Origin of the sequence: Pseudomonas sp. NY15435, from assembly GCF_048068295.1 — a bacterium.
Classification (GTDB): domain Bacteria; phylum Pseudomonadota; class Gammaproteobacteria; order Pseudomonadales; family Pseudomonadaceae; genus Pseudomonas.
The window spans coordinates 1-24,259 of record NZ_JBLUQA010000012.1; the positions used below are offsets into that span (position 1 = coordinate 1).

At 64.0% G+C, this 24,259-nt stretch carries 20 protein-coding genes and 1 pseudogene; 1 reads left to right on the forward strand and 20 read right to left on the reverse strand.

The window, feature by feature from the left end:
* The 20 genes and pseudogenes from ACNFH5_RS24160 to ACNFH5_RS24255 form a co-directional block, all read right to left on the reverse strand.
* A pseudogene (locus ACNFH5_RS24160) lies at positions 1-135 on the reverse strand (electron transfer flavoprotein subunit beta/FixA family protein); the annotation flags it as partial.
* A gap of 218 nt (positions 136-353) precedes the next feature.
* Positions 354-1,493 (reverse strand): acyl-CoA dehydrogenase family protein, encoded by a 1,140-nt coding sequence (locus ACNFH5_RS24165; protein WP_416750370.1) that lies wholly within the window; start codon positions 1,491-1,493, stop codon positions 354-356.
* A gap of 13 nt (positions 1,494-1,506) precedes the next feature.
* Positions 1,507-2,700 carry an acyl-CoA dehydrogenase family protein gene (locus ACNFH5_RS24170; RefSeq protein WP_416750372.1) on the reverse strand — a complete coding sequence of 398 codons (1,194 nt, stop codon included), beginning with the start codon at positions 2,698-2,700 and terminating at the stop codon, positions 1,507-1,509.
* Positions 2,701-3,003: 303 nt separating this feature from the next.
* Positions 3,004-4,155: a thiolase gene (locus tag ACNFH5_RS24175; protein WP_416750374.1), complete on the reverse strand. Its 1,152-nt coding sequence runs from the start codon at positions 4,153-4,155 to the stop codon at positions 3,004-3,006.
* Positions 4,152-4,532 (reverse strand): Zn-ribbon domain-containing OB-fold protein, encoded by a 381-nt coding sequence (locus tag ACNFH5_RS24180; protein ID WP_416750376.1) that lies wholly within the window; start codon positions 4,530-4,532, stop codon positions 4,152-4,154. The genes ACNFH5_RS24175 and ACNFH5_RS24180 overlap by 4 nt, the downstream gene beginning before the upstream one ends.
* A gap of 18 nt (positions 4,533-4,550) precedes the next feature.
* Positions 4,551-5,027 carry a PaaI family thioesterase gene (locus tag ACNFH5_RS24185; protein WP_416750378.1) on the reverse strand — a complete coding sequence of 159 codons (477 nt, stop codon included), beginning with the start codon at positions 5,025-5,027 and terminating at the stop codon, positions 4,551-4,553.
* Between the two features lie 24 nt (positions 5,028-5,051).
* Positions 5,052-6,275: an acyl-CoA dehydrogenase family protein gene (locus ACNFH5_RS24190; RefSeq protein ID WP_416750380.1), complete on the reverse strand. Its 1,224-nt coding sequence runs from the start codon at positions 6,273-6,275 to the stop codon at positions 5,052-5,054.
* Entirely contained in the window at positions 6,265-7,416 is a 1,152-nt protein-coding gene (locus tag ACNFH5_RS24195; protein ID WP_416750382.1) for an acyl-CoA dehydrogenase family protein, read from the reverse strand. Before ACNFH5_RS24195 ends, ACNFH5_RS24190 begins: the two co-directional genes overlap by 11 nt.
* 55 nt (positions 7,417-7,471) lie before the next feature.
* Positions 7,472-8,440: an NAD(P)H-dependent flavin oxidoreductase gene (locus ACNFH5_RS24200; RefSeq protein WP_416750384.1), complete on the reverse strand. Its 969-nt coding sequence runs from the start codon at positions 8,438-8,440 to the stop codon at positions 7,472-7,474.
* Positions 8,441-8,499: 59 nt separating this feature from the next.
* Positions 8,500-9,591 (reverse strand): Zn-dependent alcohol dehydrogenase, encoded by a 1,092-nt coding sequence (locus ACNFH5_RS24205; RefSeq protein ID WP_416750386.1) that lies wholly within the window; start codon positions 9,589-9,591, stop codon positions 8,500-8,502.
* Between the two features lie 69 nt (positions 9,592-9,660).
* Positions 9,661-11,073: a coniferyl aldehyde dehydrogenase gene (locus tag ACNFH5_RS24210; RefSeq protein ID WP_416750388.1), complete on the reverse strand. Its 1,413-nt coding sequence runs from the start codon at positions 11,071-11,073 to the stop codon at positions 9,661-9,663.
* A 36-nt stretch (positions 11,074-11,109) separates the two neighbouring features.
* A complete protein-coding gene (locus ACNFH5_RS24215) occupies positions 11,110-11,916 on the reverse strand; it encodes an enoyl-CoA hydratase/isomerase family protein (RefSeq protein ID WP_416750390.1) in 807 nt (268 codons plus the stop codon).
* 100 nt (positions 11,917-12,016) lie between these two features.
* Positions 12,017-13,165 carry an acyl-CoA dehydrogenase family protein gene (locus tag ACNFH5_RS24220; RefSeq protein WP_416750392.1) on the reverse strand — a complete coding sequence of 383 codons (1,149 nt, stop codon included), beginning with the start codon at positions 13,163-13,165 and terminating at the stop codon, positions 12,017-12,019.
* A 79-nt stretch (positions 13,166-13,244) separates the two neighbouring features.
* Positions 13,245-14,069, reverse strand: coding sequence for an SDR family NAD(P)-dependent oxidoreductase (locus ACNFH5_RS24225; protein ID WP_416750394.1), 825 nt, complete (start codon positions 14,067-14,069; stop codon positions 13,245-13,247).
* Between the two features lie 14 nt (positions 14,070-14,083).
* Positions 14,084-14,491: a MaoC family dehydratase gene (locus tag ACNFH5_RS24230; RefSeq protein ID WP_416750396.1), complete on the reverse strand. Its 408-nt coding sequence runs from the start codon at positions 14,489-14,491 to the stop codon at positions 14,084-14,086.
* Between the two features lie 13 nt (positions 14,492-14,504).
* Positions 14,505-14,945 carry a MaoC family dehydratase N-terminal domain-containing protein gene (locus ACNFH5_RS24235; RefSeq protein ID WP_416750398.1) on the reverse strand — a complete coding sequence of 147 codons (441 nt, stop codon included), beginning with the start codon at positions 14,943-14,945 and terminating at the stop codon, positions 14,505-14,507.
* Between the two features lie 16 nt (positions 14,946-14,961).
* Entirely contained in the window at positions 14,962-16,146 is a 1,185-nt protein-coding gene (locus tag ACNFH5_RS24240) for a lipid-transfer protein (RefSeq protein WP_416750400.1), read from the reverse strand.
* A gap of 35 nt (positions 16,147-16,181) precedes the next feature.
* Positions 16,182-17,738 carry an acyl-CoA synthetase gene (locus ACNFH5_RS24245; protein ID WP_416750402.1) on the reverse strand — a complete coding sequence of 519 codons (1,557 nt, stop codon included), beginning with the start codon at positions 17,736-17,738 and terminating at the stop codon, positions 16,182-16,184.
* 577 nt (positions 17,739-18,315) lie between these two features.
* A complete protein-coding gene (locus ACNFH5_RS24250) occupies positions 18,316-20,004 on the reverse strand; it encodes a GMC family oxidoreductase (protein WP_416750404.1) in 1,689 nt (562 codons plus the stop codon).
* A 36-nt stretch (positions 20,005-20,040) separates the two neighbouring features.
* On the reverse strand, positions 20,041-21,171 hold the full coding sequence (locus tag ACNFH5_RS24255) for a CaiB/BaiF CoA transferase family protein (protein WP_416750406.1): 1,131 nt from the start codon (positions 21,169-21,171) through the stop codon (positions 20,041-20,043).
* A gap of 259 nt (positions 21,172-21,430) precedes the next feature.
* Here ACNFH5_RS24255 and ACNFH5_RS24260 point away from each other — a divergent pair, with 259 nt between their 5' ends.
* A complete protein-coding gene (locus tag ACNFH5_RS24260; protein WP_416750408.1) occupies positions 21,431-24,121 on the forward strand; it encodes a LuxR C-terminal-related transcriptional regulator in 2,691 nt (896 codons plus the stop codon).
* Positions 24,122-24,259 lie beyond the last annotated feature (138 nt).

Sequence of the window (24,259 nt, forward strand, 5' to 3'; positions counted from 1 at the left end):
TTCTTCCACGGCGATTTCGCAGAAGGGGTTCATGGACATTTTGACGTTGGCGAGATCGACGCCGGAGTTGTCCGCCTTGACGCGGACCTTGACGTTGTAATCGACCACGCGCTTGACGGCTACGAGGACTTTCATGGGGACTCCTGGAAAAAAGCCGGGCCTTTCGGCCCGGAACAAGGGGTGACTCTGTACAGGCTCGGCATGTAGGGCGGATGCGGATAACGCTGGCGCGTCATGTGCCCTGCGTTCTGCGGTTGGGTTCGCGAGCAAGGACTAGGCGTCCCCCTCGCTCCTACGAAGAGCGTACCGGCGCAGGCCTGGACCTGTAGGAGCGAGCTTGCTCGCGAATGGAGTCAGGCCACATCCATCAAATGGGCGAAGGCCTGCAGGTGATGATCGTCGTCACCGAACTGGTGGCTGATCATCACCAGGTGCTTGGCGTAGTGCGAGCCCTGGTATTCGTCGGTGAGGCCAATGCCACCGTGCAGCTGGATGCACTGCTCGGAGATGAATCGCCCGGCGCGAACCGTGATGTACTTGGTGGCCGCCAGGGCGCGGCTGCGTTCGGGGCTGTCGGGCTGGTCAGCGACGCAGGCGGCGAGGATCGCCATGCTGCAGGCCTGGTCCAGCTCGGCGCGCATGTCCACCATGCGGTGCTGCAGTACCTGGAAGGAGCCGATGGCAACGCCGAACTGCTTGCGGGTCTTCAGGTATTCCAAAGTCAGCTCGCAGGTGGCTTCCATGGCGCCGACCGCCTCGGCGCACTGCGCGGCGATGGCTCGGCCTTGCTGGTAGCGCAGCGCAGCGAAGGCCGAGCCCGGTTCGCCCAGCACGCGGTCGCTGGCGACGAATGTGCCGTCCAGGTACAGCTCACAGGCTTTCAGGCCGTTGGCAGTCGGATAGACGCGGCGCTTTACGCCGGCTTCTGCCGGGTCGAGGAGGAACAGGCCTATCCCCTGCTCGTCCTGCTCTGCGCCGGCGACGCGGGCTGAGACCAGGATCAACCCGGCACTGTGCCCGCCAATGACTGCTACCTTGCGCCCGGTCAGACGCCAGCCGCCGTTCACCGGCTCGGCGCGGGTGGCCACACTGTTCAGTTCGTAATGGCTCTGCGGTTCCTCGAAGGCCAGCGCCAGTTGCAGCTCGCCACTGGCGACGCGGGTCAGCAACTGGTCCTTCTGCACGTCGCTGCCCAGTTGGGCCAGCAGGCCGCCGGCGAACACCACCGAGTGCAGGTAAGGCTCCAGGCACAGGCCTCGGCCCAGTTCGGTATGCACCAGCATGCTGTCCACGCCGTCGCCGAATCCGCCGTAGGCTTCGGGCAGGGACACGCCAGTCAGGCCCAGCTCGCCGAGCTGGCGCCAGAAGTCGGCGCTGTATCCCAGCTCGCTGCGGCGATAGGTCTCGCGCTTTTCGAATCCGTAAGCGTCACGCACCAGACGCGCCGCCGTGTCTTGCAGCATCTGCTGCTCTTCGGTGAGTTTGAAGTCCATGGACGGCAGCCTCCTAGAGTCCGAGATTCACTTTGGAAACGATGTTCTTCTGGATTTCGTTGGAGCCGCCGTAGATCGAGAGCTTGCGCATGATGAAGTACTGGCTGGCGGCGGTGGCGCTGTACTCGGTGTGCAACAGATCGCCCGTGCACGCTTCCATTTCCTCTTCGAGGAACGGTAGTGCGTAGGGACCGACGGCCTTGCGCAGCAGGTGGGTAATCGCTTGGCGAATCTCGGTACCGCGCACCTTGAGGATTGAGCTTTCGGCACCACTGCCGCCGCCTTCGCGGGTCGCGGCGAGGATGCGCAGGTTGCTCATTTCAGCGGCCATCAGCTGCATTTCCAGCTCAGCGATCTGCGCACGGAACAGCGGATCATCAAGCAGCGCCCTGCCCCCCTTGCGCTCGCGGCTGGCGATGGCCTTGAGCTGGCGTAACAGTTGCTTGGAGAAGCCGATGCCGGCAAGCCCCGTGCGCTCGTGGGTGAGCAGGTACTTGGCGCAGGTCCAGCCGTCGTTCTCCTGGCCCACCAGATTGGCCACCGGCACCTTCACGTTGTCGAAGAAGACCTCGTTGACCTCGTGCTCGCCATCCAGGGTGATGATCGGGCGCACGCTGATACCGGGAGTCTTCATGTCGATCAGCAGGAAACTGATGCCACGCTGAGCCTTGGCCTGAGGGTCAGTGCGTACCAGGCAGAATATCCAGTCGGCGTGCTGGCCCATGGTGGTCCAGGTCTTCTGGCCGTTGACGACATAATGGTCGCCCTCGCGTACGGCGCGGGTCTTCAGACTTGCCAGGTCGGAGCCAGAGCCGGGCTCGGAATAGCCTTGCGCCCACCAGTCGGTCATGTCGAGGATACGCGGGAGGAAGTGGGCCTTCTGCTCCTCGGTGCCAAAGTTGATGATCACCGGACCAACCATCACTGCGCCGAACGGAAGCACGCGCGGCGCACCGAAGCTCGCGCACTCTTCCTCGAAGATGTACTTCTGTACCACGCTCCAGCCAGTACCGCCGTACTCCACAGGCCACAGTGATGCATGCCAGCCGCGATCGTTCAGAGTGCGCATCCAGAAGACGTTGTCTTCCTTGGTGAGGCGCTTGCCGAGCTTGACCTTGGTGGCCAACTCGACTGGCAGTTTGTCGCGCAGGAAGGCCCGTACTTCCTCACGGAAGGTCAACTCTTCGGGCGTGTAGTGGATGTCCATCGAGGTATTCCTCAGACCTGTTGTTCTTGTACGCCGCTCGGGGGCGGCGGGTTGAGTGCTGTAGTGGAGTATCAGGATGTGGCGCAGGGCTGGATGTAGTTCGTTCGGACCAATTTCGGGGTGGATTTATCGCCCGCCGGAAAAGCAGAAAGCCCGCGCGGCGCGGGCCGAGCGAGCTTTCGTGCTTCGTAGGAGCGAGCTTGCTCGCGAACAGAGGTTACCGGCCAAGCCGACGTTTCCGGGAAAGCTGGTTCGCGAGCAAAGCTCGCTCCTACAGGTGCGTCCTGCAACCCCGACGCGGGGTCAGAGCGCCGCTTCACTCCCCAGGAACGCCGTCACCTGGCTCGACAGCGTTCCCCCATTGCCATGCAGCAGGGCTATATCTGCCTTCTTCAGTTGCCTCGCCCCTGCTTGCCCACGAATTTGTGTCACCGCTTCGAGGATCAGGAACATCCCATACATCCCCGGATGCACGCAGGACAGCCCGCCGCCATTGGTATTGACCGCCAGCTCGCCACCGGGGGCGATACGCCCGCCCTGGACGAAGCGACCGCCCTCGCCCTTCGGACAGAATCCAAGGTCCTCGAGGAACAGAATGGTGTTGATGGTGAAGGCGTCGTAGAGCATCACCAGGTCGATATCGGCGTGGCTTACGCCAGCCATCTGCATGGCCCGCGGTCCGCTTTCCGAAGCGGCGGTGACGGTCAGGTCTGGCATGCAGACTACCGAGCGGTGCCATTGCGCACCGGCCGCGCCGAGGAAATACGCCGGCGCGTTCGGCAAGTCGCGGGCGCGGTCGGCGCGAACCATGACACAGGCACCGGCGCCATCGGTGACCAGACAGCAATCGGCAGCGCTGAGCGGATCACTGACCATGCGCGCGGCAAGAACGTCATCGATGCTCAGCGGACCACGGGCGAACGCCTCGGGATTGAGGTTGGCCCACTGTCGCGCGGACACCGCCACTTCCGCCAGTTGCTCGCGGGTAGTGCCGTACTGGTGCATATGGCGGCTGGCCGCCAGGGCATAAGAGGTGATCGGGTGGCGCGGCTTATAGGCCGTTTCGTGCCACTGAGGTTCGCTCATCGACACCAGCTTGCCGCCGGCGGTGCGCTGGTTGGAGCCGTAGCAGATCAGCGCCACGTCGCACAGCCCGGCCCGCAGCGCCAGGGTCGCCTGCAGCAGATGCCATTCGAAGCTGGATCCGCCGACGTTGGTGCCATCGACGAACCTGGGCTTGATCCCCAGGTATTCGCATACCGAAATCGTCGGGAAAGCATGGGAGCTGGTGGCGGAGAACACCGCATCGACGTCGGAGAGCTTAAGCCCGGCGTCGGCGATGGCTTTCAGCGAGGCCTGGCCGAGTAGTTCCATGGCGCTGAAACCATGTGCTTCGCCGACACCGGCGCTGCCGATGCCAACGATGGCAGTACTGCCGCGAAGGGAAGAATTCATGCCTGCACCTCGTCGATCACGTCGAACACCACGAGCGCCTGCCCGCCCTCCTCCATTACCCGCGCCTGGACGCGGCTGCCGATCGGGGCTGTTTCGCGCGCTTCGATACGCGCCATCATGCGCACGCCCTCGTCGAGATCGATCAGTGCGACGTTGTGACTGGCGTTGCGAGCGCGGTTGACGGTGATCGCATAAAGGGTCCCGGTACCTTTGGCCTCCACCCACTCCAGGTCGGCCTCGCCGGTCCCTGGAATCAGCACCCGAGGGTAGAAGACAAAGCGCCCGGTGGACGCGCTGCGCTGCAGCATGAAGCGGCCCTGTTCGAGGAAGGCCTGGTACTGCGCCTCGGGGCCAAGCGGCCGCTCATTGGCAGACATGGAATGCTCCTGGTCGATTCATGATTTGCGGCTGTTCAGCATCTGCTGATGCACGGCCGTATTGGAAACGAGAATGCCTTTTGCCCGGACCACGAGCCGTTCCCCGTCCAACAGGCTGAGGCTGGCATTGATCAGGGTGCGGCCGAGCTTGTGGATCTCCACCCGGGCAGTGATCCACTGCCCGGGACGCGCCGGGGCGATGTAGTCGATGCTTAGTTCGGCGGTGGCCGGCGGCAGCTCCAGTTTGCCCTGCACGCGAATCCAGGCACCCAGCGCGGTATCGGCCAGGGTCGCCAGGAAGCCGCCATGGGTGATTCCCAGTGGATTGGTATGTTCAGGCAGGATGCGCGCAGCGACTTCGCCGGTCGCATGATTGATGTACAGGCCGCGACAGGTCTGCGCGAAACTCGGCAGGCCGTCCGCACGCCCCATCGGCTGGAAGCCTGGCGGGATGTCGTCGACCGTTTCGGTAAGCGTAGGATCCATCATGTTCATTGGCTCTCCTCGGCAGCATGCGGCCTAGAGGCCGAGCACCTGCTTGGCGATGATGTTGCGCTGGATTTCGCTGGTGCCACCGTAGATCGAAGTCTTGCGGTAGTTGAAGTAGCGCGGCAGCAGTGCGCCGGCATAGTCCGGACCGGGGCGTGGCTCGGTGGCGTGCCCCTGGACTTCTGCCCAGGTATCGCGGATGAATGGCCAGCCCTGCGGCCCCACCGCCTCCACCGCCAGCTCGCTGATCAACTGCTTGGTCTCGGTTCCCGCCAGCTTGATCATGCTCGACGCTGCGCCGATCGACGTACCGGAACTGATGCCGGAAAAGATCCGCAGCTCCGCGGCGTTCACCGCCTCGACCTGGATTTCCAGCTCCAGCAACCGACGGCGGAAATCCGCGTCGTCGAGCAGACGTCCGCCATCGTCTGCCGGCTGCTTGGCGGCGATCTGCCGGACCTTGTCCAACTGGTAGCGCAGCGACGGGCCATAGGCATTGCCACGCTCGAACTCCAGCAGGTACTTGGCGCAGGCCCAGCCTTGCCCCTCCTCGCCAATCAGGTTCTCTATCGGAACGCGTACGTCCTCGAAGAACACCTGGTTGACCTCCTGCTCGCCAGGCATCGGCCCGTCCAGCAGCGGCAGCGAGTCGATGCTGATACCCGGAGTCGTCATGTCCACCAGCAGGAAGGAAATACCGGCCTGCTTGCGGCCGTCGCGGCTGGTACGCACCAGGCAGAACATCCAGTCGGCCCATTGCGCGTGGGTGGTCCAGATCTTCGAGCCGTTGAGCACGTAGTGCTCTCCGTCGCGCTCGGCCTTCATCTGCAGCGACGACAGGTCGGACCCCGAGCCCGGCTCGGAGTAGCCCTGGCACCAGAAGATATCGGATGCCAGCGTCGGCGGCAGGAACCGCGCTTTCTGCGCGTCGCTGCCAAAACGCATGATGACCGGGGCGACCATCTTGATGCCCATCGGCGAGATCGGCGGGCAGCCCGCAGCGGCAATCTCGGCCTGGAACAGGTAGCGCTGGGTCGGCGTCCATCCCGGACCGCCATGTTCGGCCGGCCAGTCCGGAGCGGCCCAGCCACGCGCGTGCAGCTTCTTTTGCCAGCGGCGTTGGCCCTCCTTGTCGAGGAAGCCGTTCTTCGACTGCACCATCATTTCGCGCAGCTCGGTGTCGTAGGCTTCGGCAATCCAGGCGCGCACTTCCTCGCGGAAGCGCTGCTCTTGGGCGCTATAGTCAAGATTCATGGCAAACCTCCCCGGCCAGCGCATCGTAGCGACGCACGTGATGGTCAACGGAACCGAACTGCTGTTCGATCACGGTGGCACGCTTGAAGTAATGCCCCACCGCCAGCTCTTCGGCGATCCCCATGCCGCCATGGATCTGCACCGCGCCCTGGCCGACGGCCCTGAGTGCCTTGCCGATGCGCACCTTGGCAGCGCTGGCGGCCATGCTGCGTTCTCGCGGTGAGGCATCGAGTTTCATCGCCGCCAGCCAGGTCAGCGCCGAGGCCTGTTCGATGTGGAGATGCATGTCGACCATGCGATGCTGCAGGGTCTGGAACGAGGCGATCGGTACGCCGAATTGGGTGCGCTCTTTCGCGTAGGCGACTGTGTCAGCAAGCATCTTGCGCATAACGCCGACCGCCTCGGCACACAACGCCACGACGACCTCGTCGAATACCGGCTCGAGCAGCTCCAGTCCATGGTCCTGCGTGCCCAGCAGCGCGGCCGCTGGAATGCGGACATCATCGAACCAGACTTCCGCCGCCCGTCCACCATCAACGGTCGGGTAGTCCTGGGTACGGATGCCGACCGTGTTCCGGTCGACCAGCAGCAGGCTGATGCCTTCGCGGTCGAGGCGTTCTCCCGCCGTGCGTACGCTCACCAGCAGATGGGTGGCCCAGGGCGCGCCGAGAACCACCGTCTTGTGCCCGCTCAGTACATAGCTGTCGCCATCGCGCCGGGCGCGCGTCTGGATATCATGCAGGCAGTAGCGGCCCTGCGTTTCGCTCTGGGCCCAGGCGATGCGCACGTCGCCGCTCGCGATGCCTGAGACGATCCGCGCGGCGATGTCGCCGCCGACGCGCGCGAGCAGACCGCCACCGAGCACGACGGTGGGCAGGTACGGCTCCAGCACCAGGGCGCGGCCAAAAGCCTCCATGACAATCAGGTGTTCGGTTGCCGACCCGCCAAGTCCGCCCAGCGACTCGGGGAGCGCGGCGGCGAGAATACCCAGCTCGCTGGCGAACGCCTGCCAGCACTCGGGCCGCCAGCCTGGCGCGGAAGCCACTGCCGCCATGCGCTTGTCGAAAGCGTATTGCTCGTCCAGATAGCGCTCGAGCATGTCGCGCAGCATCTGTTGCTCATCACTGAATTGAAAATCCACGACGCTCTCCTCTATTCCGCCACCACTCCTCTCTCGCCAGGAGAGAGGGGCAGGATCACTCGGCCCACGCCTGGGCCACCCGCAGGTGTTGGCGGCATTCGGCGACCATGCGCTCGATCAGTTCGGCGCAGGTCGGCACGTCATCGATCAGGCCGACGCACTGGCCTGCCGTGACGATGCCGTCATGCGGCTGTCCGGCTTCCAGTGCGGCACGGCCACGGGCGCCTGTAACCAGATGGCGAATGTCCTCGAACTGCGCGCCGCCCTTGCGCTCGATGCTCACCACCTCGTCGGAGATCGCGTTCTTCAGCACTCGCGCGGTGTTATGCAGGCTGCGGAAGATCAGATTGGTATCGCGCTCGCTGGCATCGACCAGGGCCCGCTTGATGTTGTCGTGGATCGGCGCTTCCCGCGTCGCGCAGAAGCGCGTGCCCATATTCACCCCCTCGGCACCCAGCGCCAGTGCGGCGGCCAGGCCGCGACCGTCGGCGATACCGCCGGAAGCGATCACGGGAATGTCCAGCCGGCGCGCAGCCAACGGAATCAGCACCAGGCCGGGAACGTCATCCTCGCCCGGATGGCCGGCGCACTCGAAGCCGTCGATGGACACGGCATCGACTCCCAGGCTCTGGGCCTTCAGCGCATGGCGGATGGCTACGCACTTGTGGATGACCTTGAGACCGGCGGCTTTGGCCCGGGCGATATGCTCGCCGGGATTGTTGCCCGCCGTTTCGAGAATCTTCACCCCGCCCTGGATGATCACATCGAGGTACTGATCGTAGGGAGGCGGGTTGATTGACGGCAGCAGGGTCAGGTTGACGCCGAACGGCTTGTCGGTCATCGACCGGCAGCGTTCGATCTCGCGTGCCAAGTCTTCGGGCCTGGGCTGGGTCAGCGCGGTGAGTATGCCCAGGCCGCCGGCGTTGGAAACCGCCGCGGCCATTTCCGCACGCCCGACCCACATCATGCCGCCCTGAATGATCGGGTAACGGATGCCGAGCATTTCCGTAATGCGTGTTTTCATCTGCGTGCTGCCTCTCAATTCGGAAGAAGGCGCGGCTACCGGGCAGCCGCGCGGGGGCGTTACTGGTCGAAAACGATCACCGAGCGCGCCAGCTCACCGCGGCGCAGTTCGTCGAACGCATCGTTGATCTGTTCCAGTTTCAAACGCTGGGAAATCATTTCGTCGAGCTTCAGCCTGCCCTGCAGGTAGAAGTCGACCAGGCGCGGCATGTCTACCGGGAAGCGGTTGGAGCCCATGAAGGAACCCTGGATACGGCGCTCGCCGAGCAGATCGAAGCCATGAAGCTCGACCTTCTGCCCTGGCTTGATCATGCCGATGACCGTAGCGGTGCCGCCACGGGCGAGCATGCCGAAGGCCTGCTCGAAGGTCTGCTTGAGGCCGATGCATTCGAAGGCGTGGTGTACTCCGCCTCGTGTCAGCTCGAGCACCTGTGATACGACATCGCCGGCATTGGCGTCGATCACATCGGTGGCACCGAACTGGCGGGCCAGTTCCAGTTTGGATGCCACTCGATCGATGGCGATGATCCGCCCGGCCCCTGCCAGCGCGGCACCGTTGATCGCCGCCAGGCCGATGCCGCCGCAGCCGATCACCGCAACGGTTTCGCCGGGGCGAACCTTGGCGGTATTGAATACGGCCCCGGTGCCGGTGATCACCGCGCAGCCGAGCAACGCGGCGCGGTCCAGCGGCATATCCTTGCGAATCGAAACGCAGGCGTTTTCATGTACCAGCATCTGTTCGGCGAAGGACGACAGGTTCATGAACTGGTTGACCGGCTTGAGGCTCTGGATCTCGCTCAGCCGGGGATCATCGTCCTTGCCACGCTTGGTATCCGGCGACACGCACAGCGACAGGTGTCCGGTCACGCAATGTGCACAGTGACCGCAGAACGCCGACAGGCAGGTCACTACATGGTCGCCCGGCTTGACCGAGCGAACGTCCGAGCCAACCTGCTCGACGATGCCGGCCGCTTCGTGGCCGAGGATCACGGGCATGGGGAATGGATAGGTGCCATCGACGAAATGCAGGTCGGAGTGGCAGACACCCACGGCCAGGGTGCGGATCAGCACCTCGCGTGGCCCCGGCTTGCTGATGCTGACGTCTTCGATGCTCAGCGGAGTCCCCGGCTGACGCAGTACGGCTGCTTTCATGACTACCTCGGGAAAAGAAGCGCAGGTATGCCGCGACGGGTCTCTCCAGTCGCGGCATCCCCTAGGGATTTAGCGAGTGATCAGCGACGCGACGACCTGCTTCAAAGGTTCTACGTAGGGCGGGCGCATCAGATCCGGGCCCTCGGCTGGCCGGAAGACCGCCTTGGCGTGGCTGAAGGTGCGGAAGCCATCACGGCCGTGATAGGAGCCCATGCCACTGGGGCCGACACCACCAAAAGGCAGGCTTTCGACACCGACATGTTTGATCACGTCGTTGAGGGTGACGCCGCCGGAGGTGGTGCGGTCGAGCACGTACTGCTCCTCCGCCGCGTCGCTCCCGAAGTAATACAGACCAAGCGGCCGCGGGTGGGCATTGATGTAGGCGACCACCTCGGCGATGTCCTTGTACGGCTTGATCGGTAGCAGCGGACCGAAGATCTCGTCCTGCATGACACTCAGATCGTCTGCCGGATTGACCAGCAGCGTCGGCGCGATCTTGTGATGCAGTTGTTCGCTGAAGTCTTCGCCGGCGGGGTTGAGCTCGACCAGTTCGACCCCAGCCTCCCCCGCCTCGCGCAGGTAGCCCAGCAGGCGCTCGAAGTGCCGTGCATTGATCACCGAGGTGTAGTCCGGGTTGTCCTTGAGCGTCGGGTAGTAACCGGCCAGCACTGCCTTGGCGGTGGCGATGAAGTCCTGCAACGACTCCTCGGGCACGAAGACGTAGTCCGGCGCCAGGCAGATCTGCCCGGCGTTGTGCATCTTGCCGGTGATGACCTTGGTCACGGCGGCCTTGAAGTCGGCCGAACGGGAAATGATCGTGGGCGACTTGCCGCCCAGCTCCAGCGTCACCGGGACCAGGTTCTCGGCGGCGGCTCGCATCACGTGCTTGCCGATGCTGGTGGCGCCGGTGAACAGCAGGTGGTCGAGCGGCAGGGAGCTGAACGCCTGGCCGACATCCGCACCACCCGTGACCACCGCGACCTCATCCTCGGCGTACACCGAGCGAATCATCCGGGCTATCAGCGCCGAGGTCTGCGGGGTGAACTCGGAAGGTTTGATCATCACCCGGTTACCCGCCGCCAGCGCGCCGGCCAAGCCGCCGAAGGCCAGGTTGACCGGGAAATTCCACGGGCTGAGGATGCCTACCACGCCCAGCGGCTGGTACTGCACCCAGGCCTCACCACGCTCACTGTGGCGTTGCTCCGTTTTCATCCAGTCGACCAGCTGGGCCTTGGTCTGCTTCAACGTCATCAGCGGCGACAGAACCTCGGCCACACGGCTGAATTCCTTGCTGCGATGGCCGAAATCGGAGGCCACGGCCTCGACAATTTCGTCCTGATGGTCGACCAGCAGGCCGATGGCGCGGTCGATCAGCTCGATACGCTGTTGCGCCGACGACGGCCCCGCCGCGAGGAAGGCGCGGCGCTGGTGGTCGAGGAGCGCACGGATGTCCGTGCTGTTCGGATTGTCATACGCGCTCATTGCGAACCTCTCATTGTTATCGTGTTTTTTCGCTGCTCAGGCGTTGTCGGGCTTGGCCGTCGGCCATTGGTAGAGCGGCGGCTGCTTACGAGCGAAACGCCCGGCGGCTTCCTTGAGATAGGTCGAGGCCATGCACACCGCCTGGTTACTGGCTTCGGCGTCGAGCATCGAGGTCAGGTCGCTTTCCAGCGAGGCTCCCAACAGGCGCTTGGTCATGCTGAAGCCAGTTGGCGACAGGTTGGCCATGGCGCGAGCCAGTTCCTCGGCACGGGCGCGGAAGGTCTCCGCCGGATGCACTTCCAGGGCGATGCCCAATTGCAGAGCCTCCTGCGCGGACACCTCGCGGGCGGAGAAGATGATTTCCCTGGCTTTCTGCAGTCCGACGGCACGCGGCAACGTGTAGGAAGCGCCCAGGTCCGGCCCCAGGCCAAGGCGGGCAAAGGACATGCAGAAACGCGCCCGCTCGGAGGCAATCAGAAAATCCGCAGCTAGAGCAATGCTGAAGCCGGCACCGTAAGCAGCACCGTCAACCGCGGCGATAATCGGTTTGTCAAAGTCGACCATGGCCATCAGGAGGCGATTGTTTTCCTCCATGCGGCGTCGGACAGCCGCAGCTTCGATGTAATCGCCCTGCATATTTCCGATATCGCCGCCAGAACAGAAGTCGCTGCCCGCCCCGGTGAACAGCACCGCCTTGACCTCGGGGTTGCGACGCAGGCCGTTCAGCGCGTCCAGCAGCTCGGCGAACATCTGCTGGGTCAGGGCGTTCTTGCGCTCGGGGCGGGCCATGACCAGAGTGGCGAGGCCGTTGTCGATGGACAGTTCGATGGTCGACGCATTCATGGCAGGTCTCATTCTGTTTCCAGGGGGGCCGCCGCGGGTCGGCGGGTCGGTGATCAAGCGCGCCGGCAGTCCCCCGAGGGGACTGCGGAGAGCGGTTCGCTTACAGGGTGCGGGCGATGATTTCCTTCATGATTTCGTTGGAACCACCGAAGATCTTGCTCACCCGCGAGTTCACGAACTGCCGCGCAATCGGGTACTCGTTCATGTAGCCGTAGCCCCCGTGCAGTTGCAGGCACTCGTCGATCAACTCGCAGTTGCGCTGGGTCGACCACCACTTGGCCATGGCCGCGGTTTCCGCATCCAGTTCGTTGTTCAGCACCTTGACCATGCAGTCGTCGATGAAGGTACGGGCGATGACGTAGTGGGTCTTCAGTTCGGCCAGCTTGAAACGGGTGTTCTGCATATCCAGCAGCGACTGACCGAACACCTTGCGGCTGCGCACGTACTCGACGGTGTCGGTCAGCGCGCGCTCCATGCTGCCCAGCGCGCCGAGGGCGATGATCATGCGTTCCTGCGGCAGTTGCTGCATGAGCTGGATGAAACCCTTGCCCTCCTCCGGACCCAGCAGGTTCTCCTGCGGCACGCGCACATCGTCAAAGAACAGCTCGGCGGTGTCCTGAGCCTTCTGGCCGATCTTCTCGAGGATTCGGCCACGGCGGAAACCGGGCAAGTCCTGGGTCTCGACCACGATGATCGAAGTGCCCTTGGCGCCCTTCTCCGGGTCGGTCTTGGTCACCACCAGGATCAAGTCCGCGTGGTAGCCGTTGGTGATGAAGGTCTTCGAACCGTTGATGACGTAGTCGCTGCCATCCTTCACGGCGCGGCACTTGATGCTCTTGAGGTCGGAGCCGGCGCCCGGCTCGGACATGGCGATAGCGCCGACCAGCTCGCCGCTGGCCATCTTCGGCAGCCACTTGAGCTTCTGCGCCTCACTGGCGTAGCGCAGGATGTAGTGGGCCACGATGCCGCTGTGCACGTTGGTGCCCAGGCTCGCGGTCACCTGGCGGCTCTGCTCCAGGGTCAGGATGGCGTCGTGGGCAAAATTGCCACCCATGCCGCCGTACTCCTCCGGAATGCTCAACAGCAGCATTCCGCACTGGCCGGCGCGCAGCCAGGTTTCACGGTCGACGTGCTGCTGCTTGGCCCAACGCTCTTCGTGGGGCACTTGCTCTTCGGCGACGAAGCGCCGCACGGACTCCTGGAAGATCGTCAGGTCTTCGGTGATCCACGGGGATTTATAGGCACTCATGGGTATTCCTCAAAGGGGCTCGTAAATCGCAGAGGCAAGCGCCAGGCCCGTACGCGCATGCGTCCGGGCCTGGGCAAACTCAGCGACCGCCGTCGACGATCAGCACCTGCCCGCTGATGTAGTTGGATTCCGGGGTACACAGCAGATACACACCGCCGGCAGCCTCTTCGGGGGTGCCGGCGCGTCCCAGGGGGATTACGGCAGCAGCGTTCTTGGCCATCTCCGGACGAATGCCGACCTTGATCTCCTGACCGGCGATATCGATGGTGGCGTTGTCATCAGCGGACGCCTCGGTCAGGCGCGTCTTGATGAAGCCGAAGGCCACGCTATTGACGTTGACCTTGTAGCGTCCCCACTCCTTGGCCAGGGCCTTGGTCAGGCCATTGATGGCCGCCTTGGCGGAGGAGTAGTTGGCCTGGCCGGCGCCACCACGCACACCGGAAACCGAGGAAATGTTGACCACCTTGCGGAACACTTCCTGACCCGCCTCGGCTTCCTTCTTGGACGCTTCGCGGAAGTAGCTGGACGCCGCGCGCAGAATGCGGAACGGAGCCTTGACGTGTACGTCGAGGATGGCGTCCCACTGCTCGTCGGTCATTTTCTGGATCACGTTGTCCCAGGTGTAACCGGCGTTGTTGACGATAATGTCGAGACGGCCGTAGGACTCGAGCGCGGTGTTGACGAAGCGCTCGGCGAAGGCGCTGTCGGTGACGCTACCTGCACAAGCCACCGCTCGGCCACCTTCGCTGACAATCTCGGCAACCACTTCTTCGGCCGGGGCGGCGTCGAGGTCATTGATCACCACAGCAGCGCCATCGCGGTGCAGCTTCAAGGCGATCTCGCGGCCGATGCCACGTCCGGAACCGGTAACGATGGCGACTTTGCCTTCAAGTTTCTTGTTCATTGCGTTCTCCTGTTTCAGGCGTCCAGGGCCACTACGGCTTCGCCGGACAATTTGATTTCACCCGCCTGGTTGCGGGTGGTGATTTCCACTCGTACTGTGCCGGCGGCTTCGTCCTTCTCCAGCACGCGGCCGGAGCAGGTAATGGCATCGCCCAGGTGGGTAATGGCGGCGAAGCGCACGGAGAATCCACGCAGGCGCTCCTGCGGCACCCAGTTGGTCAGCAGCCGGCCGAGATAGGCCATGGACAGCATCCCGTGGGCGAACACGTCGGGCATGCCCGCCTTCTTCGCGAAGTCGATGTCGACATGGATCGGGTTGTGGTCCCCCGAGGCACCGCAGTACAGCGCCAGGGTGGTGCGGTTCACCGGGTCGGTGGTGAAGCTCGGCAGTTCGTCGCCAACGGCAATTGCATTCAGGTTCACGCTCGGCTCCTCGTTAATTGCGTACGACCAGGCTGTTACGCAGTTCCGCCACCAGCTCGCCGGCGCCATTGGTGACGCGGGTCTCGCGCACCACGAACTCCAGGGCGCCGCCCTTCTTTTCGTAGATGTCGACGATCTTCGTCTCGAAGGACAGGCGTTCGCCGGCGAAGGCCATGCGGTGGTAGGTGAAGCCCTGCTCGGCATGCAGAATGCGGCCGAGGTCGATGTTCAGGCGCTTGAGCACCGAACCCGAACCGCCGGCTTCCATGTCCAGGCAGAAAAGGAAAGTCGGCGGCACCGGCAGACCGGGGTAGCCGGCGTCGCTGGCGGCGGTCTCGTCGCTGTAGCGCGGGTCCGCCTGGCCGGTGGCCTTGGCGAAGAAGCGCAGGCGCCCCGCCTCGACCAGTTGTGTGTGGCTGGAAACCACCGCGCCGATATGGCTCTTGTCGATCATGCTCGCGGCTCCCGGCTCACTGGCGCTGGAACAGGGTGACGACGCAGGCGCCGCCCAGGCCCAGGTTGTGCTGGAGGGCGAAACGTGCGCCTTCCACCTGGGTGGCATCGGCGGTACCGCGCAGCTGGCGGGTCAGCTCGAAGCACTGGGCCAGGCCGGTAGCGCCCAGCGGGTGGCCCTTGGAAAGCAGGCCGCCGGAGGGGTTGGTAACGATGCGGCCGCCATAGGTGTTGTCGCCGTCGAGGATGAACTTCTCGGCAGTTCCGTCGGGCGTCAGCATCAGGCCTTCATAGGTGATGAGCTCGTTGGCGGTGAAGCAGTCATGCAGCTCGACCACCTGGATATCCTGCGGGCCCACGCCGGCCTTCTCATATACGGCGGCAGCGGCGCTGCGGGTCATGTCGTAACCGACGACCTTGCGCATGTCACCTTCGTCGAAGGTGCTGTTGCGGTCGGTGGTCATGGCCTGGGCGGCGATGACTACGTCAGTGCGCAGGCCATGCTTCTTGGCGAAGGCCTCGGAGCAGACGATGGCAGCCGCCGCGCCGCAAGTCGGCGGGCAGCACTGCAGACGGGTCAACGGATCGAAGATCATCGGCGAGGCCATGACTTCATCGACGCTCACCACGTTGCGGAATACCGCCAGCGGGTTGCGCGCAGCGTGCTCGCTGGCCTTGACGCGGATGCGGGCGAAGGTCTCGCGGCTGATGCCGTATTCCTTCATATAGGCGCGCCCGGCGCCGCCGAAGAACTGCGCAGCACGCGGAGCCTGCTCATCAAAACCCTGGACCTGAGTCATGGTCTTGACGAAACGGTCCATCGGGCCGGTGCGGTCGGTGTAGGCGCCTTTCAGGGCTCCGGGCACCATCTGCTCAAAGCCCAGAGCAATGGCACACTCCACCACGCCGCTCTCCACGGCCTGGCGCGCCAGGAACAACGCAGTGGAGCCAGTGGCGCAGTTGTTGTTGACGTTGACCACCGGGATGCCGGTCAGGCCCACACCGTACACCGCGGCCTGGCCGCAGGTGGAGTCGCCGTACACATAGCCGACGTAGGCCTGCTGTACCAGGGCATAATCGATGCCGGCATCGACCAGCGCAGCCTTGGCCGCGTTGGCGCCCATGATGTGGTACTCATCACTCTGGCCCGGTTTGGTAAAGGGGATCATGCCGACGCCGGCCACCACTACTTTATTGCTCATGCGTTTCTCCTTGGGGATGGGGGTATCGCACACCGTCAGTTGACGGCGCGGTTCTGGTCTTTCCAGTAAGGGGCGCGCAGGTCGCGCTTGAGTACCTTGCCGGCCGCCGAAAGCGGCAGCGCGGCCACGAACTCGACGGATTTCGGGCATTTGTAGCCGGCAATGTGCTGGGCGCAGTGGGCGCGGATATCGTCCACACAGACGTCGCTGCCGGCATGCAGCACCACCACGGCGTGCACCGCCTCGCCCCAGCACTCGTGGGGAATGCCAATCACCGCGCAGCTCTGCACGGCAGGATGGCGGGCAACGACGTTCTCGACCTCGGCGGAGTACACGTTCTCACCACCGGTGACGATCATGTCCTTGAGGCGATCGACGATGAAGAGGAAACCACGCTCGTCCATGTACGCACCGTCGCCGGTGTACAGCCAACCATTACGCACAGCCTTGGCGGTCTCTTCCGGACGACCCCAGTAACCGAGCATGACGTTCGGACCACAGACGATGATTTCGCCGACCGTTCCGCGCGGCACCTCGTTACCCGCCTCGTCGACAACTTTCACCAGGCCCCCGTAGCCGCCGCGCCCGGCACTGCGCACCAGCCCGCTGGCGATGCCTTGTGCTTCGTGCGTCCAGTCCGGGCTTATCGAAATGACTGGCGAGGATTCGGTCATTCCATAGGCTTGCATGAAGGAAACGCCAGGAAGTTTCGCCAGCGCCTGCTCCAGCACGGGCAGGGAAATCGGCGAGGCGCCATAGGCCATGCGCTTGAGGCAGCTCAGATCATGCCGTTCAAAATCCGGATGGCTGATCACTGCCTGCAGCATGGTCGGCACCAGCAGTATTTCGTTGATGCGCTCGCGCTCGATGGTCTGGATGACCTCCAGCGCATCGAATGCGGGGATGAAGACGTTGACATCACCACTGATGACCTGACTGAGGCTGCGCGCCATTGCCGCGGTGTGGAACATCGGCGCAGCATGCAGGGTTCGAGAGTTCCGCTCCGTGGGAAACTCGGCCAGGCGTGCGACAGCAGACGACCACAGGTTCAGGTGCGACTGCATCACCCCCTTGGGCAGGCCGGTGGTGCCGCCGGTGTACATGATCGATGCCAGGTCGTTGCCACCACGCAGGGCATCAGCAATCGGCTCGTGGCTGGCGATCAGCCCCTCGAAGGAATGCATGCCTTCCGGCGCTGCGCCGTCACCGACATGAACCAGCACGGGAGCACGCTTGGCGCCGCTGCGGATGCCCTCGGCCAAATGCAGGAAGTGGTCGTCGATCAGCAGGATTTCGGTCTGGCAGTCGTCCAGCGAGTAGACGATCTCGGGCACGCTCCAGCGGATGTTCACCGGGTTGAGCACACCGCCGCCCCACCAGGTGGCCAGCATGTACTCCAGGTAGCGGTCCGAATTCAGGGCGAGCATGCCGACCCGATCACCATTCCGCATACCCAGTGCCTGCAGGCCCGCGGCCAGGCGCGAAACGCGCTCACCCTGCTCACTGAAGGTCCGTGTGCGACCGCGGAAGATAGTCGCGACGTGGTCCGGGTCCTGCTGCAGCATGCGCTGCAGGCCTTGAGTCAGGTACATGGCAGGTCTCCAATGGATGTTGTTCTTGTGCGATCGATACTAGGGAGCGCGATCGGGCACGGCGTCGGTCGAAGGGATGAAGCTGCGGTGGTTTTCCGGGTGGTTCGAATGGACTAGAGCGCAGGCGTGCAGGAACAGGAGCGGCGTCGGGCGATTCGCGAGCAAGCTCGCTCCTACGAAGAACGGTCCGGCGCATGCCTGTAGGAGCGAGCTTGCTCGCGAACCCGCCAATGACGCCGGCCTTGCCGGCCGATCGCGGATAAGATTCGCTCCCACGAAGAGCTGCCCGGCGGGTGCCTGTAGGAGCGAGCTTGCTCGCGAACCCGCCAATGACGCCGACCTTGTCGGCGGATCGCGAATAAAATCCGCTCCTACGAAGAGCAGACCGGCGCATGTCTGTAGGAGCGAGCTTGCTCGCGAACCCGCCAATGACGCCGGCCTTGTCGGCGGATCGCGGATAAGATCCGCTCCTACGGGTTCAGCTCTGCGCGGCTCTCGTAGGCGCGGGCGCCCCGGCGGCGCAATAAAAAAGGGCCGGGCGCCTGAAGCTGCCCGACCCTCCCCGTACAACCCTGCTTCAGTTCGCCAGTGCTTCCCCCAGAGAAGCCGCACGGCCCGGCGCCATACCGGCCCGGTCGGCCAGTACCAGGTCGGCGCACTTCTCGCCGATCATGATGGTCGGCGCGTTGGTATTGCCGCCCACTTGCAGGGGAATTACCGATGCATCAGCCACTCGCAGCCCCTGCACACCCCGCACGCGCAGCTGCGGGTCAACCACCGAATGCTCGTCACTGCCCATCCGGCAACTGCCCACCGGGTGGTAAACGTTGTCGCAATGCTCGCGGATCACCTGCTTCACCGCCTCGTCGTCGCTGCCGTCGAACTTCAGATGGCCATGGAACAGCGGCCGCCCGCCGAAGCGCGTGAGCACCGGCTGCTCGAGGATCTCGTGCACCAGCTTGACGCCCTTGAGCATGGTCGCCATGTCGCGCTCGTCCTGCAGGAGATTGAGTTCTATCCGTGGGGCGTCGCGCATGTCCGCGCTGTTCAGAAGAACCTTCCCGCGACTGTGTGGGCGCAATACGCAGACGTGAATGGAGTAGCCACTGCCGTAGTGGAAGGTGCGCCCATGGTTGTCGCCGGATGACATCACGAAGTGCAACTGGATATCCGGCTCGGCCAACGCAGGGTCGGTCTTGAGGAAGGCGCCGGCCTCGGTGAAGGTGCGGGTGAACAGACCGCCACGCTCGCGCTTGTACTTGCGCCATTGCCACAGGTAACTCAGCGCACCGCGGATGGACACGCCGAACAAGTCGGTGCTGAAAATGCGCTTGTGCAGGATCAGGTCCGGGTGCTCCTGCAGGTTCTGCCCCACACCGGGCGCATCGTGCACCGCGTTGATGCCCATTTGCCGCAGGTGCTCGGCAGGCCCGATGCCGGAGACCATCAGCAACTGCGGCGAAACCAGGGAACCGGCGCAAACGATTACCTCCCTCGAGGCATGCAGGGCCATTTCCTGCCCGTCGCGCTCCACCACTACACCAGTCGCCTGCTTCCCCTGGAATAGAATGCGCAGCGCACGTGTGCCGGTGAGCACTTGCAGGTTGGTCCTTCCACCGTTGTACTCCGGGTCCTGGCCGTTGCCGCCGTGCAGGTAGGCACGGGCTGCATTCCAGCGCTCGCCATTGAACTGGGTAACCTGGAAGTAGCCCACGCCTTCCTGTTGCGGCCCGTTGAAGTCATGGTTGTAAGGATGGCCCGCCGCAGCCGACGCTTCGATGAACAGACGAGCCCAGGAACAGGGCGAGCGAGGATCAGTAACGTGCAGCGGGCCCGTACCGCCGTGCAGAGCATCGTCGCGCCCAGCAACACGCTCATTGTTCTCCGCGCGCTTGAAGTACGGCAGCACCTCGCTCCAGCTCCAACCTTCGCAACCCTGGCGCGCCCAACCGTCGTAGTCCGAGGGTGTACCGCGCAGGTAGAGCATTCCGTTGATCGAGGAACTGCCGCCCAGGCCCCGGCCTCGCGGCAGGTAGCTGGCGCGTCCGGCCAGGCTCGGCTGTGCTGTGCTTTCATAGGCGTAGTTGTAGTCGCCCTTGCGCGGAATGGTCAGTGCCAGCCCCACCGGTACCGTGACCTTGCCACTGTGATCGTGGCCACCGGTCTCCAGCAGCGCGACCTCGCAGCCGGCATCTGCGAGCCGACCCGCTACTGCGCATCCCGCCGAGCCTGCGCCGACGACGATGTATTCGTATGTCCGTTCCATCTGTTCACCTTTCTTGTTGTTGAGGACAGGTGCCGGTCAGATGACCCCGGCACTCTTCAAAGCATCGATACGCACCTGCGGGAGCCCCCAGTCGCGCAGCACTGCCGCGCTCTGTGAGTCGCCACTGGCTGTCGTTGGCGTGGCCGCTGGAGTCCGGCTGAAGCGCGGCGCGGGTGCGGGCTGGAGCACGCCGTCAAGTTCGAGGTAGGTGCCGCGTTCGCGGTTGTGCGGATGCTCGGCAGCTTCCGCCCAGTCCAGCACGGGGGCGAAACAGGCGTCGGTGCCTTCCAGCAATTCGCACCATTGCTGGCGATTGCGCTGGCGGAACAGCGCACTGAGCTTTTCCTTCAGAGCCGGCCATTGACGGGGGTCCATCTGCCCCTGGAACTGCGGATCATCGATGCCGCAGCGTTGCAGAAACTCGGCGTAGAACTGGGGCTCGATGGCGCCCAGCGCAATATGGCGGCCGTCAGCGCATTCATAGGTGTCGTAGAAGTGCGCCCCGCCATCAAGCAGGCTGACGCCTCGCTCGTCGCTGAGCCGGCCGGCGGCGCGGAAGCCGTACATCATCGCCGAGAGCAGCGCAGTGCCGTCGGTCATCGCGGCATCGACCACCTGGCCCAGCCCCGACCGCTGCGCCTCCAGCAGCGCACAGAGCACGCCAAAGGCCAGTAGCATGCCGCCACCGCCGAAGTCGCCAATGTAGTTGTGCGGCACCACCGGTTTTTCGCCTGGCCGGCCGATGGCGTTCAGCGCACCGGTCAGGGCGATGTAGTTGATGTCGTGGCCGGCAGCCTGGGCCAGCGGCCCTGTCTGCCCCCAACCCGTCATGCGTCCGTAGACCAGCTTCGGGTTACGCTGCAGGCATTCGCCCGACCCCAGGCCCAGGCGCTCCATGACACCGGGGCGGAAGCCCTCAATCAGAGCGTCTGCGCCTTCCGTCAGCTGCAACAGCGTCTCGACCCCTTCAGGGCGACGCAGGTCCAACGCGATAGCGCGACGGCCACGGCCAAGCACGTCGAAGCGAGCCCGCTCTCCCAGCTCCTGGCCCGGACGCTGTACCCGGATCACCTCGGCGCCCATGTCAGCCAACAGCATGGCGCAGAAAGGCGCAGGCCCCAGTCCGACCATCTCGATTACCTTCATTCCCGTCAGCGGGCCCGCCATCGCATCGCTCCTGTCTGGCTGCGCAAGCGCCGGTTCATCCGGCGGCAAACCAGCCTAACGACGAGGCAACCAGCAACAATGGTTCGAAGGAACGAATTGCGGCCTAGTCCTGCGGGAAGTGGCGTGCCTCAAACCATCGAGTAGTTCGAATGAACGACTGCCAGATTCCCCGCTGCCATGGCAAGATGCCGCGCAACAGAACAACAAATGAGCCGGCGCCACGCCCAGCGCGGGAAATCGACCGGCCTGTGGAGTCAACATGCCTGCCATTCCCGACGCCCAGCCTCGGATCCTATCGAACAAGTTCGCCACGCCGCCGGCGTCGTCCCATCACCTGCAGCGCCAGCACCTGCTCGAGCAGATGGAGAAGTCCAGCGCCCGTCTGATCCTGATTCGCGCTGCGGCGGGTTTTGGCAAGACCACGCTGTTGCAGCAATACCGCGAACGCTGCCTGAGCCTGGGTCGGCAGGTCCTTTGGCTGAACCTTGATGCTGCGGATAACGACCTGCAGCGGTTCGTCGCTCATCTGGCCAATGGATTGCGGCCAATCGGCACGCAACTGGCCCCCGCCTCGCAGAGCCTGACGCAGCAAATGCAGAACCTGCTTGAGGAACTTTCCGAATACGCCCATCCCTTTGCCCTGCTGCTGGATGAGTTCGAAACGATCCAGAACCCTGCGGTACTCAACTTCGTACAACAGTTGATCGACGCCCTGCCATCTTGTGGCGTGCTGGGTCTGGCATCGCGCTCAACGCCGGACATCGGTCTCGGGCGGATTCGCGCTCGCGGCCAGCTCCTGGAGTTCAACCCTGGCGCACTGCGTTTTTCCCTGGAGGAAGCCACTCGCTTTATCCGCGAGAAACGCGCACTGCCGCTGCGCGATCCAGAGATCGCCACCTTGTACCGCTGCACCGAGGGATGGATCACCGCAATCTACCTGGCCAGCCTGTCTCTGCAGGGACGTAGCGACCACGCGGCGTTTGTTTCAAGCTTCTCCGGCAGCAACCTGGAGCTGGCCGAATACCTGACTGAGGACATCCTCGCTCGCCAGAGTGAGCAATGCCGGGAGTTCCTGCTCAAGACCTGCGTACTTGACCAGATCTGCGTCCCGCTTTGCGATGCGGTGACCGGAGCGCACGACGCCGAGGAAATGCTCGCCTACGCGGAACGAGCCAATCTGTTCCTCTTCCCGCTGGACAGCGAGCACCAGTGGTTCCGTTATCACAGCCTGTTCGCGAGCTATCTGCGCGATGCGCTGGAACGCCGCCATCCCGGACTGTCGGCTCAGTTGCATCGACGCGCTGCCAACTGGTACCTCGAACAGCAACGCCCGGTACCGGCAATCGACCACTTTCTGCGTGCTGACGATCGAGAGGAAGCCGCGCGCCACCTGGCCCGGAATGTTGGCGAATTCACCGACGTCGGTCGCTCGCGCCTACTGTTGCGCTGGCTGGATCAGATTCCGGCGGCGACTCTGAAGCAGTACCCCAGCCTGTGCCTGGGGTACTCCTGGACCCTGGCTCTGCACCGACGGTACGAGGATGCCCTGGCCAGCATCGCCCTGATTCACCATGACAGTGACGGTGAACAGCCGGTAGCTCTGGAGGCAGAAACCATACGCTGCCTGCTGCTGGCCCTCACCGACCAGGTTGAGGCTTGCTGCGAGGCAAGCCAGGAACAGATTCGGCGCATCCCGGAAGAGGAACAGTTCCAGTACGGCGTGATCGCCAACAGCCTGGGCTACAGCCTGGTGGCCACCGGCCGCTATGAAGAGGCCCGGCGACTTCTGTCACGGGCAATCCTGCGCTGCTCGCAGAGCCGCACGCAGTCGATGGGGACCGTGGCAAGCTGCATCGAGGGTGTGCTGGACATGATCCAGGGACGCTTGGGCAACGCGGTGGCGCGACTGCAGGCAGCCTCGCAACGGCAGGCCAGTGCAGGCCCGGAACGAATGCTCGCCGGAAGACCATCCCTGGAAATCACCCTTTCCATCGCACTGTACGAAACGGACGCGCTCGACGAAGTCGAGCATCTGCTAAGCGAGGTGTTGCCACACTCCAAGGAGAGCAGCCCTCCGGATTCACTGATTTCCTCTCATGTACTCCTGGCTCGCATCGCGCTGCTGCGCGGGGACCGCGAACACTGGTTGCGCCTACTCGCGGACCTGGAACAGATTGGCCAGCAAGCTGGCTCAGCACGAGTGATCTGCTCGGCCTGGCTGGAGCGCGCCCGCGCGGCCACCCTGGAAAACCGGCTGGAATCGGCCCGGCAGGCGCTGCGCTACGCTGAGCTGCATGGCGACTGGGAACGCCCAGGCATCCTCCTCAATGGCAACGACGTGGATACCCCGAGCATCGCGCGTTGGCGCCTGCGAATCGCCCAGGGTGACTGCGAGGAGCCCGAACGCCAACTGCACATCGCAGTAGCTGACGCTCAGGAGCGACAGTATCACCGTCGGGAACTCAAGTTGCGCCTGCTTCGCGCGTTGGCGCTCAATAGCCTGGAGTGCACCGAAGAAGCGTTCGAGGAACTGACTGAAGCGCTGCGTTTCGCCAGCCACGAAGGCTTCATGCGCACGTTCCTCGACGAAGGTGCGCGCATGGGGAGTTTGCTGCAACGCTGGGCTGTGCCTTACCAGGCACAATCGCGGGCACTGGGCATCGAGCCGCGCTTCCTCACGACGCTCTTGCAGCGCTTCGCCGGCCCCAGCCAGGGCGACGCGCAAAGCAGCGGCGGCACTGTCGGCTCAGTTGCTGAGGGGCTGACCATCCGCGAGATCCAGGTAATTCGGCTGCTCGCCGCCGGTCATCGCAACAAGGTGATTGCAGAGAAGATGTTCCTCTCCGAATTCACCGTTAAATCACACCTGCGCAACATCAACGCCAAGCTCGGCGCCCAAGGGCGTACCGAGGCCGTGGCGATCGCACGGGCACGAGGTTTGCTGGATTGAGCGCCGTTGCTGTGTTGCCGGAGCGCCCTGTTTAACCATCCATGCGGGACAAAAGGTGCCCGCTGCATCCCGACAAAGGGGCATTGGTCAGCTCATCACCAACCTGAGGGCACGTTCTGGGTTATAACCGCTTGCCGA